We start from the raw sequence: 12,450 nt of genomic DNA, 5'->3' as shown, positions 1-12,450 counted from the left end.
ACGCGATGACTTTGACCAAAGGTGACGATTATCCGCTGCACCAGACGCCGGAGCCGGTGGCCTATGCCGGGACCGACCGCAATTTCTACGACCGCTATTTCTTCAACGGCTATGCCCCCGATGGCTCCGGCTTCTTCGCCGCCGCGTTCGGGGTCTATCCGCACCTCAACGTCGCCGACGCGCACTTTTCGGTGATCCGCGACGGGGTGCAGCACAACCTCCACGCGTCGAAGGAACTGGGGATGGAGCGGCTCGATCTGGTGGTCGGGCCGATCCGGATCGAGATCATCGAACCGCTCAACATCCTGCGCGTGACGGTCGACGGGGAAGGGCTGAAGGCCGACCTGACCTTTACGGGCCGCGCCTTTCCGATCGAGGAGCCGCGCTTCATCCACCGGATCGGGCCGCGCACGTTCATGGATTACACCCGGATGACCCAGAACGGGCACTATACCGGCTGGATCGAGGTTGACGGCGTGCGGCAGGATTGCGCCCCCGGCACCGTCGGCACGCGCGACCGCAGCTGGGGCGTGCGGCCGGTGGGCGCGCGCGATGAACAGCCGCACGGCACCGGCGTGGTTCCCGGTTTCTTCTGGCAGTGGACCCCGATCAACTTCGGGGATCGCAGCGTGTTCTTCCACGTCAACGCCGATGCCAAGGGCAACAAGTGGAACACCCGCGCGGTGATCGCCCCCGATGGCAGCACGGCAGACGGGCAGCTCGATACCGAAGGCGAAATGGTCTCTCCGCTGGAACCCGGCACGCGCTGGCCCAAGGGCGGGGTGCTGACCATCGAAGGACCGGACGGCCCGGAAACGCTGCGGCTGGAGCCCGTCGGCCGGTTCCAGATGCGCGGGATCGGCTATACCTCGCCCAAGTGGGGGCATGGCCTCCACCACGGTCCGCTGGACGTGGAGCGCGAGGATTTTGGCCTCGCCCAGTGCAACCCCGGCGGGATGGACAATTACCACGTCCAGCTGCCGTGCAAGGTCTATAGCGACAAGCACGGCGAAGGCTTTGGCGTGTTCGAACAGCTGATCCTGGGGCCGTACAAGCCCTATGGCCTGAAGGAGTTCATGGACCTTGGCTAAACGCTTGAAACTGGCGCTGGCGATTGTGGCGGGGCTGGCGGTTGGCGCCGGGTCTGCGGCATGGAGCATGAAGCGCGGCGGGCTGAGCGGCGCGGGCGCGGGCGGCTGGTATGGCAATTCGGTCACCGGCTCGGTCGACGCCGATCCATGGACCCGCGCGCGGGTTGCGCTGACCGGACTGCTGGCGCTCAACAAGAGCCAGGCGATCTATTTCACCACCAACGTCGATGCCGCTGGCGCGCGGCTGCGGGAAGACTGCCGGTATCAGGTGGCGGGCGCGGCGCTGCCCGCGCAGTGGTGGTCGGTGACGGTCTATGCCGATGATGATTACCTGCCGCTCAACGACGATGACGCGCTGTCGTTCGATGCGACCGAAGTGAAGCCGGATGCGGCGGGCAAATGGACCGCGCTGGTCGCGCCGAAGCCGGCGGGGGAGGGGGCCTGGGCCTCCAGCCGCAAAGCGGGGGAGTATTCGCTGACGCTGCGGCTCTATCAGCCGGCCAGATCGGCGCAGGATGATTTCGCCGCGATCCCGCTGCCCACAGTGACCCGGCTCGATTGTGGAGGTGCGGCATGAACGCGGGCCTGAAATATGCGCTGGCGTTTGCGCTGGCAGCGGGAGTGGGCCATGTCGCCACGATCCTGGCCGCTCCGCGCGCGATCATGGATGTGGCGCTGGGCAAACTGTCGAACGACGGAGCCGCGATCAACCGCTTCGTGTTCGGCAACCGGGTTACCCAGCAGTCCCGCAACGTCGTTCGCCCGTCGCCGGACCTGGCCTATGCCAGCTGCGTTTACGACCTGTCGCGCGGCCCGCTGCTGGTCACCGCCGCGCCGTCGCCGGATAATGGTTATGTCTCGCTCTCGGTCTTCGATGCCCGGACCGACAATATCGCGGTGTTCGATACCGGACAATTCCCGCAAGGCATCCGCTTCGTGCTCGCGCGCGAAGGGCAGGCCGTGCCTGCTGGCGAACCGGTGGTCCGCGCGAACTACGATACCGGCGTGATCCTCGACCGCCGCCTCGCCCCGACGGCAGAACTGTTCGCCGCAGCCGACAAGGCCCGCCGCGCGGACAGCTGCGCGCCGCTGTGACTTCATCACCCCTCCCCGGCGGGGAGGGGCTGGGGAGAAGCGCTCAGGCCGCGCTCAGTCGGGCGAGTTGCTCTGCGTTGAGGTGCAGCGCGGTGGAGGCGCACAGTTCCTTCACTTGCGCCGCGCTGGTCGCGCTGGCAATTGGCGCGCCGATCCCGGGCTGAACCCGCAGCCATGCCAGCGCAACTTGTGCATGGGTTGCACCGGTTTCACGGACAACATCGTCCATTACCGCCAGCAGCGGTTTGCCGGTTTCGATCAACGTGGTCATCCGCGTGCCGCGCACCGATTTGGCCAGATCGGCCTCGGTCCGGTACTTCCCGGTCAGAAAGCCCGAAGCCAGCCCGTAGAACGGCAACATCGGGATGCTCCGCTCGGTGCAGATGCGTTGCAAATCCGGGCCATAGGCGGCGCGGGCAACCAGGTTGTATTCGTTCTGCAACACGCTGAACGGCATCGCCGCTTGCTGCTGCGCCGCATCGAGCGCTTCAGACAGGCGCCCCGCGGTGAAGTTCGATGCGCCCAGCGCGCGGACTCTGCCGGTTTTTGCCGCGCCATCGAACGCGGTCACGATATCGGCCATCGCCAGCTCTTCGTAATCGCGGTGCGCGTAGTAGAGATCGACATAGTCGGTCTGGAGCCGTTCCAGCGACGCATCGAGCGAGGCCAGCACGCGCGCCGGTTGATACAGTTCACTGCCGCCGAGCATGCCCGTCTTGGTGTGCAGCCGCATTTCGGCGCGCTTGCCGCTGGCCGCGAACCATTTGCCCAGCACCGTCTCGCTCTCGCCGCCCTTGTGGCCCGGAACCCAGGCCGAATAGACATCGGCCGTGTCGATCATCCGCCCGCCAGCCGCATAAAAGGCGTCCAGCACGGCAAAGCTGGCGTCCTCGTCCGCCGTCATGCCAAAGACGTTGCCGCCCAGCACCAGCGGGATGCCGGCGATGGCCGGGGCTGCTGCCGGGTTCAGGCTCACGCGAACTTTTCGCGCAACTTGAGCAGGGCGAGCGCGGCAAGGGCAGCTTCGCCGCCCTTGTCCTTTTGCGCGGGGTCGGCGCGGACCAGCGCCTGCGTCTCGTTCTCCACCGTCAGGATGCCGTTGCCGATGGCCATGCCATCCATCGTCAGCGCCATGATCCCGCGCGCGCTTTCGCCCGCGACGATCTCGAAGTGATAGGTTTCGCCCCGGATCACCACGCCGATGGCGACATAGCCGTCATAGATCTGCGCGGTGTCGGCCAGATTGATCGCGCCGGGGATTTCCAGCGCACCGGGGACGGTGATCACGTCCACTTCATGACCCGCCTTGGTCAGCGCAGCTTTCGCGCCAGCGACGAGCATGTCGTTGAGGTGGTCATAGAACCGGGCTTCGACAATCAGGAACTTGGCCATGGGGATTATCCTTCGAGGATCGGGCGTTCGCCCACGATGTTCAGGCCATAGCCTTCGATTGCCACGATGTTGCGGTGCGAATTGGTCAGCAGGACCATATCATGGATTCCCAGGTCGGCCAGAATCTGCGCGCCGATGCCATAGCTGCGCAGGTCCATCTTCGGGCCGCCCCTGCCGCCGACCTCTTCGGACAACTGGTCGCCGCTGGACGGCATCAGCAGCACGATCACGCCCGAGCCAGCCTCTCCCACCGAAGCCATCGCGCGTTGCAGCACGCGCTTGCGCGGCCCCGGCTGGCCGAGGACGTCCGAGAAGATCGACATCCCGTGCATCCGCACCAGCGTCGGCTCACCCGGCACGACATGGCCCTTTTGCAGCGCGATATGCGTGGATCCATCCACCTTGTTGCGATAGGTCTTGGCAATCCAGTCGCCGCCGTAATCAGACGTGAAAGGTGCTTCAGACACGCATTCGACCAGATGGTCGTTACGGCGGCGGTATTCGATCAGGTCGCGGATCGTGCCCATTTTCAGGCCGTGGCGGCGCGCGAACGGGACCAGATCGTCCATCCGGGCCATCGTGCCATCGTCGTTCATGATCTCGCAGATCACGCCCGCCGGGTTGAGGCCTGCCAGGCGCGAAATATCGACCGAGGCTTCGGTGTGGCCGGCGCGGACCAGCACACCGCCGTCGCGGGCGATCAGCGGGAAGACGTGGCCGGGGGTAACGATGTCATCGCGGGTCTTGCCGGCATCGATTGCCACCGCAACGGTGCGGGCGCGGTCCCCGGCGGAAATCCCGGTGGTCACGCCTTCGCGCGCTTCGATCGAGACGGTGAAGGCGGTTTCGTGGCGGGTGCCGTTGGCGCGGCTCATCAGTTCCAGCCCCAGCTGGTCGGTCCGCCCCTTGGTCAGCGTCAGGCAGATCAGCCCGCGCCCGTGGGTGGCCATGAAGTTGACCGCATCGGGGGTGGCCATCTGTGCCGGGATCACCAGATCGCCCTCGTTCTCGCGGTCCTCGTCGTCGACCAGGATGAACATCCGGCCGTTGCGGGCTTCCTCGATGATGTCCTCGATCGGCACGAGCACGCGCTCGTCCTCGGCATCGGCGAGGAAGCGTTCCAGCTTGCGCAGGGTTTCCGCCGTGGGGTTCCAGTCCGCGTCGGTGCAATCCCGCAGCGTATTGGCATGAAGACCCGCAGCCCGCGCCAGTCCGGCGCGCGACATCCCCCCGTCAGTCACGAGGCGGCGGACGCGATCGATGATGTTTGTGCTCATGATTCGCCGATTATCACATTGTGATGTGATTGCTATAGGGCAAATCACATCAATGTGTTTTAGTCGCCCTTGAAGACTGGCACCCGCTTTTCGAGGAAGGCGTTGACGGCTTCCTCATGGTCCTTGGTGGCATGCGCCACGGCCTGCATCGCGGCGGACATTTCCAGCACGGTCGCCAGATCGGTGCGGCGCGCTTCCCACAGCAGGCGCTTGGTCATCCGCACCGCGAAGGGCGGATTTGCGGCGATTTTGGCGGCGAGCGCGCGGGCGGTGTCCATCAGCTGGTCATCCGGCACGACCCGCGAAACCAGCCCGCAGGCCAGCGCTTCGGCGGCGTCGAGCATATCGCCGGTCAGCGACATTTCAGCCGCCTTGGAAAAGCCCACGACGCGCTGGAGCAGCCATGCGCCGCCATCGCCGGGGATGATCCCCAGCTTGACGAAGCTTTCGGCAAATTTCGCGCTTTCGCCCGCCACGCGCAGGTCGCACATGCAGGCCAGATCCAGCCCCGCGCCGATCGCCGGACCATTGACCGCAGCGATCATCGGCACTTCCAGCGCCGCGAAGGCGAGCGGGAGCAGCTGGATGCCGCGCTTGTAATTGCCGCGCGTTTTCGCGGGCAGGCCCGCGTTCAGGCCCGAACCCGGCTTCATCTTGGCGATGTTCCCGCCGGACGAAAACGCCTTGCCCGCGCCGGTCAGGATCGCGACGCGTGCGGATGGATCGCCTTCCAGCCGGTGGAGCGCATCCAGCAGCGCTTCCACCACGTCCTGATCGGAAATCGGGTTGCGCATTGCCGGCTGATTGAGCGTGATGGTGACAATGCCGCTGGCATCGGCGTCATACAGGACGGGGCTTTCCACGGAAGTTCCTCCTAAGGCTGGTTGGCCTCGCCATGCGGCAGGCCCTGCGCTTTGTCCAGCATCAGGCGAGCATCCGTTCAATGAACCAGAAGCTGGACACGATCCCGATCCCGTAAGTGGCCGCAACCGTTGCCGGGCGCAGCGCGGTGGGCGCGGTTCGGCGGATCAGCGTCAGCACGGCAAGGCACCCTGCCACGATCACCAGCTGCCCCAGTTCCACCCCCAGATTGAACGTCAGCAGCGCCAGCGGCACATCGGTTTCGGGCAAGCCGATCTCACGCAGCGCGCCTGCAAAGCCGAAGCCGTGGACCAGCCCGAACAGGAAGGCGATCACCCACGGCAACCGCTCCGACAGGCGCGGCTGGCCATCGCGCTGCTTGGCGATTTCGACGGCGAGGAAGATCAGCGACAGCGCAATGACGGCCTCTACCGGTTGCTGTGCCAGCCCGATCAGCCCCAGGCTGGTGCCGACCAGCGTGATCGAATGCGCCACGGTAAAGGCGGTGGCCGCTTTGACCACCGGTCCCAGCCGCCCCAGCAGCAGCACCAGCGCGACCACGAACAGCAAGTGGTCATACCCTTCAAGGATATGGATCACCCCCAGGGCCAGATAGGTCTGCGCCACTTGCCAGCGATCCGGCACGGCCATGACCTCTGCGGTTGGGCTGTCATAGGTCAGGCGCGTTGCCTGCACCGGGCGGCCGAGCGGGGCGACCCGCAGCAGCGCATCGGTCATGCTGGTTTCCATGCCCTTCAGGCCGATCACCTGCCCGTCGAGCGGGGCTGTGCAGGTGTATGTTCCGGTTGCGATCACCGCTGCGCCGACCAGCCGGGTGTCACCGGGGGCCAGCGTGCAGAAATCCGGCAGCAGCGGCTGGGCGCGGGTGGCGAGGCCGCCCAGCACGGGGGCTTTCCACACCAGTTTCCAGGTTGCGGCGTCTTGCTGGGTCAGTTCCAGATAACCGGGGCGCAGATCATCGGCCGATGCAGGAAAGGCGGGCAGCAGCAGCGCCAGCACTGCCAGCAGCAGGGCGCGCAAGGCCATCACGGGCGTTCGATCACCACGTCATAGCCGTCCAGCAGTTTGGCGTAAGCGGCATTCACCGCTGTCTGCGTGGCTGCACTGCGCCAGTCGTTCTCAACCCGCTTGCGCACATCGGCCAGCCGCGGGGTCGGGGGCGGATCGCGGCGTTCGATCCGGACGAGGTGCAATCCCGCACCGGATGGAACAGGACCGCTCCACTGGCCGACCGGCAGTTTGGCGAGGCCAGCGACGAAATCTTGTCCCAGCACGGCTGCCACCTCGCTGGCAGGGGCGCGGCTGAAGCTGGCGGGGATCGGGGCGGGCTGGCGTAGCGCATCCGCCGCCTCGCCGCGCTGCAAGGCGGCGAGGGCCTGCGCCGCCGCGGCGCGCGCGGCCGGAGTGTCACCGCCCAGATAGACTTGCTTGAAGTCCAGCAACGGTTCGGCGGCATATCGCGCCGGATCGGCATCAATCAGCGCCTGCAACTGCGCGTCGGTAGGGGTTTTCGCTTCGGCATCACTGGCGGCCAGTCCGACCATCTTGTTGCGCAGGCGGCGGATCACGACTTCATCGTCCTGATCCAGCCCTAACCGCAGGGCCTCGCGGTAATAGACCTGATCCATCACGTAATCGCGGATCAGTCCGTCCACCTCGTCTGCCGTGGGCGCGCGGCGAAAGCTTTGCATCCAGCGTTCGACCAGCCGGTTCGCTACCGCCTCACTGACCACGATCCGCCGTTCGCCCGTATCGGGCGGGCGACCGGACAAGACCGCGAACACCAGCGCCCCGGCGATCATGAAGTGCACCAAAGGTTCGCGCAGCAGCCCTGCCGCGCGGGATCGCCAGGTCATGCGTCAGGTTCCTCAGGCGGTGGGCGTGTACCAGATGGCCGAGCTATAGGCGCGTTCCTGCTGCTTCACCCGGACTTCAGGGTTCAGCTTCACCTTGAACCGCACCGCATCGAATGCGGGCCAGCTGGGCGTCGGGATTTCCAGCACGCGCACGTAATAGAACGCACGGACTTTCGGATCGAATTCCGGATCGCTCCACACCGTCGCCAGCGTCGGCGCGCCGATGCTGTTCTGGTAGGTCGCGGTCGCCACGTTGACGGTATCGCCTACGGCTGGAACCTTGCCGCCCGCTGCCTTGCGCTGGCCATCCATGTCGCTCCACACGACATCGAACACCTTTTCCTGCGCCTTGCCAGCCTTGTCGACCCAGCCCTTGACCACTTGCACGCGGTCGAGGTTGGCGCCGAGCGGGTCTTTCAACGCCGAGACGATAAAGCTGGGCCGCGCACCCGGCTTGGTCGCCAGTTCGCCGCCCATCGGCACGCCCCGTTTATACCCGGCGCGCACCCAGTCACCCTTGAGGTCGTCGCCCTTGAAGTCCCACCCGCCAAAGAACCGCACGGTCATGCGCGGGCCGGTGGTGGCGTAGACTTCGCGGCGGGCCATCGCATCCCAGATCGCGGCGCGGGTGTTGGCCTTGGCCCAGACGGCAGCATAACCGCCCGCCAGATAGTGCCAGCCGAACCGGCCGACGCGGGTGCCCAGGTTCTGGCCTTCGTTGGCGCGAGTGGCGCTCGGCTCGTTGCCGGAATGCTTGCCAAAGAAGTTGTCCTCGTCCCCGGTGGCAAGGCTGGTGTGGCTGTCGGTCGAACCGATCACGCCGAACTTGTAGGGGTTGGCGCCGGTCTGCGCCTCGATCAGCAGGCCGCGTTTCAGCGCCTCGCGGACATACTCGCCCGCGAACATCTCGTTCTTCTTGGGCTCCTGCATCAGCAGGTTGTTGAGTTCCCACCCGGCGACGCCGAACCCGGCAAATTCGTCGTTCGACGACAGGAACGGATGGGCTTCGCTGTCGCCCTTGATCTGGGTGATTTCCACCACCGGTTCCAGCCGCGCGCGGCGCTTGGCGTATTCGGCCGTCATCGGCCCGCCGCCGGGCGCGGTCAGTTCGAACATCAGCCCGTTGGACAAATTGGAATTGTGCGGAATGGCCAGCACCTTGCCCCCGGTGCTCTTTTCATAGGCCTCCATGTAGTTCCAGATTTCGTCTGGCGTTTCCTTGTAAGTCGGGTCGATCGGCGCGACTTTGCCAACCTTGTCGATCCCGTCGCGGAAAATAACGTTGCGGTGCAGGTTGTTGCCGCCCTGCATCAAGGTATATTCGAACCCGGCAAACGCGGTGAACTTGCCCGGTTCGTTATAGCGTTCGACCGTCTTGAGATGTTCCTTCCAGATCGACTGGGTGCGCTCAGCCGCCGCATCCGCATCCATCATCGCTTCGGGCAGATCGTTGCGGCCGCGCGCGTCGAGCAGTTCGGCCATCGCCTGCTGCGAACCGGCCGGACCTTCATGCATCAGGTCATACCAGCGGCGCATCCGTTCATCGCGGATCATCAGGCGGGGGGCGTCGTAAAGCGCCTTGGTCGCGCCCATCGCCTCGGCATGGTCGGCAATCACCAGAAAGTCGAGCGGACGGGCCAGCTTGGCCTTCATGCCGGTCGTGGCGGTCACTTCCTCACCCCGCGCAAAGCGGAGCGCTTCTTCAGGCCCAAGCCGCACACCGAAGCCAAAGGCATCGACGGAATTGGAGGTGTGGAGGTGGGTATCGCCCCAGAACACGCGCTCCGGAAATTCGGTTTCCGCAACCGCGACTTCACTGCCGCCGGTCGCCTGCTTGATCCGGTCGCAACCGGCGGTGAGCATGGTCCCGGCCATCAAGGCCGCCGCCAACGCGTATTTGCCTCGCATACTGTCCCCTCCATCAACCCTTGAACGGGTTGTTTTCTGCAATGCGTTACAATGCCATGCGCGCGCCCCGCGTCAACCGCGCGTTTAACTTGCCACGAAATGCCGATTGCGCTGGGTCGATTCCCCTGCCAATCCGCGCGGCATGACTGAAACTCGCGTCCTTCCGCTTTCCGGCATCCACAACTTCCGCGACTATGGCCTGTACCCGGTTGCGGGCGGCGGGCGGGTCCGCGCTGGCCTGCTGTGGCGCTCGGCCCAGCACGGCGATGCGACCGATGCCGATCTCGATACGGTGAAGGGGCTGGGCATCGGCACCGTGGTGGACCTGCGCGGCAACAGCGAGCGTGATGCCAACCCGTGCCGCCGCTATCCCGGCTTTGCCGCCGAAGTGCTGTTCCATGATGGAGAGACCGCGGGGCTGCACGTGCAGGCAGCGGCCAGCAATCCGTCAGCGACAGAAGCCCGCGCGGCGATGCAGCGGTTGTATGAAGGCATTGCCTATCGCCCCACGCTGACGCCGATGATCAGCTGTTACTTCAACGTCTTGCGGCAGCGGGACGATGCCAGCCTGGTCCACTGCGTGGCGGGCAAGGACCGCACCGGCTTTGCCGTCGCGCTGCTCCACCATGTGCTGGGTGTTCACGCCGACGATATCATGGCCGATTACCTGCTGACCAACGTGGCCGGCAATATCGACCGGCGCATCGCCGCCGGGGCCGAACAGATCCGCGCAAGATATGGCGCGATTGATGAAGCCACGATTCGCACGCTGATGGGGGTGGAGCCGGAATACCTCGACACCGCATTCCAGGCGATCCGTGCCAGCCATGGCAGCGTCGACGCCTATCTGGCGGACGTGATCGGGCTGGACGACGCTGCGCAGGGCCAGTTGCGCGAACGGTTCGTCGCGGACTGACGCTTACAGGAACGCCCGGATTTCGGCCATGAACCGGTCATACTGGTCATGGTGCAGCCAGTGGCCGGCGTTCTCGAACTCGATAACGCGCACGTCGTTGCCAAACACGTCCAGACGGCCGTCCTTTTCCGGGTTCGATGCCCAGCTGTCCGCGCCATAGAGCAGCAGCATCGGACAGGTGATCGCCGCCCACAGCTCGTCCGTGCGCGCTTGCGGGACGTCCTCGAACGGCCAGTTGTTCAGATAGGGATCGAACTTCCAGCTGAACGTCCCGTCCTCGTTCCGGCTGGCGCCGTGGACCGTCAGGTGACGGGCCTGTTCGTCGGTCAGGAAGGAATTTTCCTCCTTCATGCGGGCAAACGCCGCCTCGATACTCGGATACTTGCGGGGCACGCGTCCGGCGGCCTTGCGGCGGTTTTCGATCCATTCGCGGAACCGGTTGGCATAGCCTGCCCCCTCGCGCTCAGCCCGGACAGTGGGGGAGGGGCCAAGCCCTTCAATGTTCACAAACTTTCTGACCTTTTCAGGGTAAAGTCCTGTGAAACGGCTGGAAATGTTGCCGCCCAGCGAATGCGCAACGATCGTCACCTGATCGTGGCCCAACGTGTGGATGAGCTGCGCAAAATCATAGACGAACGCGGACATTTCATAGTTGCCGTCCGGCGCCCAGGCGCTGTCACCGTGTCCGCGCAGGTCAGGTGCAATCACGTGCCAGTCCCTGGCCAGTACCTGCGCCACCCAGTCCCAGCTGCGGCAATGGTCCCGCCCGCCGTGTTGCAGGATCAGTGGCGGCGCTTCCGGGTTGCCCCAATCGACGTAATGCAGCCGCAGGCGCTGCGAGATAAAGCTGTTCGAGGTGGGTCCGTTTGCATGCATGGCACCGGCTTTGCTACCAACCTGCGTCCGCGTCAACTTGTGGGCAACCCCGGCCAAAGCGTTTGCAACTGTTCGCCCGCGTTCCTAGATGCCCGGGCAGTTACAGGCAGGATATGGCAATGACGACCCACACCACGCGCATGTTGATCATCGGTTCCGGCCCGGCGGGCCTTTCGGCAGCGATCTATGGCGCGCGTGCGGGTATGCAGCCGATCGTGGTGCAGGGGCTTCAGCCTGGCGGGCAGCTGACCATCACCACCGACGTGGAAAACTATCCGGGCTTTCGCGATGTGATCCAGGGGCCGTGGCTGATGCAGGAAATGCAGGCTCAGGCCGAACATGTCGGCACGCGGATGCTGTGGGACACCATCACCGAGGTTGATTTCAGCGGCCCGCCGTTCCGCGCAATCGGGGATTCGGGCGACGTCTATGAAGGCGACACGCTGGTGATCGCGACCGGCGCGCAGGCCCGCTGGCTGGGCGCGCCGGGCGAACAGGAGCTGTCGGGCAAGGGCGTTTCGGCCTGCGCCACGTGCGACGGGTTCTTCTATCGCGGCAAGAAGGTCGTGGTGATCGGCGGCGGCAACACCGCGGTCGAGGAAGCGCTCTACCTCACCAACCATTCGCAGGACGTCACCCTGATCCACCGCCGCGATTCGCTGCGCGCGGAGAAAATCCTGCAGGACCGGCTGCTGGCTCATCCCAACATCAAGGTGCTGTGGAACAAGGCGGTCGAACGCTTCGTGGGTGAAGGCACCGGCCTGACCGGCGTGGAACTGAAGGATACCGTGACCGGCGAGACGATGATCGAGCCGACCGACGGCGCGTTCGTCGCCATCGGCCACGCCCCCGCGACCGAACTGTTCAAAGGCAAGCTGGAACTGGATGCGGGCGGCTATATCGTCGTCCAGCCCGGCACCCCCAAGACCGCAATCCCCGGCGTGTTCGCCTGCGGGGATGTGATGGACCACACCTATCGTCAGGCGGTGACGGCGGCGGGCACCGGCTGCATGGCCGCGCTGGATGCGGAGCGCTTCCTGGCGGAGCGGGAATTTTTGGCGGCGCGCTAACGCTCGACCATTCTGATTTTTCCTCCACCCCGTTCGTGTCGAGCGTAGTCGAGACACTTGCGCCTTGTGTCTCGACTACGCTCGACA

The 12,450-nt window shown here is 65.3% G+C and carries 13 protein-coding genes; 5 read left to right on the top strand and 8 right to left on the bottom strand.

The features are described from left to right. Positions 1-5: 5 nt before the first annotated feature. Genes Q8Q53_RS07760 through Q8Q53_RS07750 form a run of 3 tightly spaced genes read left to right on the top strand, consistent with a single transcriptional unit; the run spans position 6 to position 2,186 of the window. Positions 6-1,091, top strand: coding sequence for a hypothetical protein (locus tag Q8Q53_RS07760; protein ID WP_305701195.1), 1,086 nt, complete (start codon positions 6-8; stop codon positions 1,089-1,091). Next, positions 1,084-1,668: a DUF1214 domain-containing protein gene (locus Q8Q53_RS07755; protein ID WP_305701194.1), complete on the top strand. Its 585-nt coding sequence runs from the start codon at positions 1,084-1,086 to the stop codon at positions 1,666-1,668. The genes Q8Q53_RS07760 and Q8Q53_RS07755 overlap by 8 nt, the downstream gene beginning before the upstream one ends. Further along, entirely contained in the window at positions 1,665-2,186 is a 522-nt protein-coding gene (locus Q8Q53_RS07750; RefSeq protein ID WP_305701193.1) for a DUF1254 domain-containing protein, read from the top strand. Before Q8Q53_RS07755 ends, Q8Q53_RS07750 begins: the two co-directional genes overlap by 4 nt. Positions 2,187-2,229: 43 nt before the next feature. Here Q8Q53_RS07750 and Q8Q53_RS07745 read toward each other — a convergent pair whose 3' ends face one another. The 7 genes from Q8Q53_RS07745 to Q8Q53_RS07715 all read right to left on the bottom strand — a co-directional run bounded on the left by Q8Q53_RS07745 (position 2,230) and on the right by Q8Q53_RS07715 (position 9,501). Then, positions 2,230-3,162 (bottom strand): aldo/keto reductase, encoded by a 933-nt coding sequence (locus Q8Q53_RS07745; protein ID WP_305701192.1) that lies wholly within the window; start codon positions 3,160-3,162, stop codon positions 2,230-2,232. Further along, complete coding sequence (ribH, locus tag Q8Q53_RS07740) at positions 3,159-3,578, bottom strand: 6,7-dimethyl-8-ribityllumazine synthase (RefSeq protein WP_305701191.1); 420 nt, start codon at positions 3,576-3,578, stop codon at positions 3,159-3,161. The genes Q8Q53_RS07745 and ribH overlap by 4 nt, the downstream gene beginning before the upstream one ends. Positions 3,579-3,583: 5 nt before the next feature. Then, positions 3,584-4,855 (bottom strand): 3,4-dihydroxy-2-butanone-4-phosphate synthase, encoded by a 1,272-nt coding sequence (gene ribB / locus Q8Q53_RS07735; RefSeq protein ID WP_305701190.1) that lies wholly within the window; start codon positions 4,853-4,855, stop codon positions 3,584-3,586. 59 nt (positions 4,856-4,914) lie between these two features. Then, on the bottom strand, positions 4,915-5,718 hold the full coding sequence (locus Q8Q53_RS07730) for a crotonase/enoyl-CoA hydratase family protein (protein ID WP_305701189.1): 804 nt from the start codon (positions 5,716-5,718) through the stop codon (positions 4,915-4,917). A 61-nt stretch (positions 5,719-5,779) separates the two neighbouring features. Next, positions 5,780-6,763, bottom strand: a complete 984-nt coding sequence (locus Q8Q53_RS07725) for a HupE/UreJ family protein (RefSeq protein ID WP_305701188.1) — start codon at positions 6,761-6,763, stop codon at positions 5,780-5,782. Next, positions 6,763-7,593 carry a peptidylprolyl isomerase gene (locus Q8Q53_RS07720; RefSeq protein ID WP_305701187.1) on the bottom strand — a complete coding sequence of 277 codons (831 nt, stop codon included), beginning with the start codon at positions 7,591-7,593 and terminating at the stop codon, positions 6,763-6,765. The genes Q8Q53_RS07725 and Q8Q53_RS07720 overlap by 1 nt, the downstream gene beginning before the upstream one ends. A gap of 12 nt (positions 7,594-7,605) precedes the next feature. Beyond that, positions 7,606-9,501, bottom strand: coding sequence for a DUF3604 domain-containing protein (locus Q8Q53_RS07715; RefSeq protein WP_305701186.1), 1,896 nt, complete (start codon positions 9,499-9,501; stop codon positions 7,606-7,608). A gap of 142 nt (positions 9,502-9,643) precedes the next feature. Here Q8Q53_RS07715 and Q8Q53_RS07710 point away from each other — a divergent pair, with 142 nt between their 5' ends. After that, a complete protein-coding gene (locus Q8Q53_RS07710; RefSeq protein ID WP_305701185.1) occupies positions 9,644-10,417 on the top strand; it encodes a tyrosine-protein phosphatase in 774 nt (257 codons plus the stop codon). Between the two features lie 3 nt (positions 10,418-10,420). Here Q8Q53_RS07710 and Q8Q53_RS07705 read toward each other — a convergent pair whose 3' ends face one another. Continuing rightward, positions 10,421-11,293: an alpha/beta fold hydrolase gene (locus Q8Q53_RS07705; protein WP_305701184.1), complete on the bottom strand. Its 873-nt coding sequence runs from the start codon at positions 11,291-11,293 to the stop codon at positions 10,421-10,423. Between the two features lie 119 nt (positions 11,294-11,412). Between Q8Q53_RS07705 and trxB the strand changes: the two genes are divergently transcribed. After that, positions 11,413-12,363 (top strand): thioredoxin-disulfide reductase, encoded by a 951-nt coding sequence (gene trxB / locus Q8Q53_RS07700; RefSeq protein ID WP_305701183.1) that lies wholly within the window; start codon positions 11,413-11,415, stop codon positions 12,361-12,363. Positions 12,364-12,450: the final 87 nt, after the last annotated feature.

The sequence above is a fragment of the Novosphingobium sp. genome (assembly GCF_030699305.1).
Taxonomy (GTDB): domain Bacteria; phylum Pseudomonadota; class Alphaproteobacteria; order Sphingomonadales; family Sphingomonadaceae; genus Novosphingobium.
Note: the sequence above shows the minus strand (reverse complement) of the source record. Positions and strands in the feature narration are given on the sequence as shown.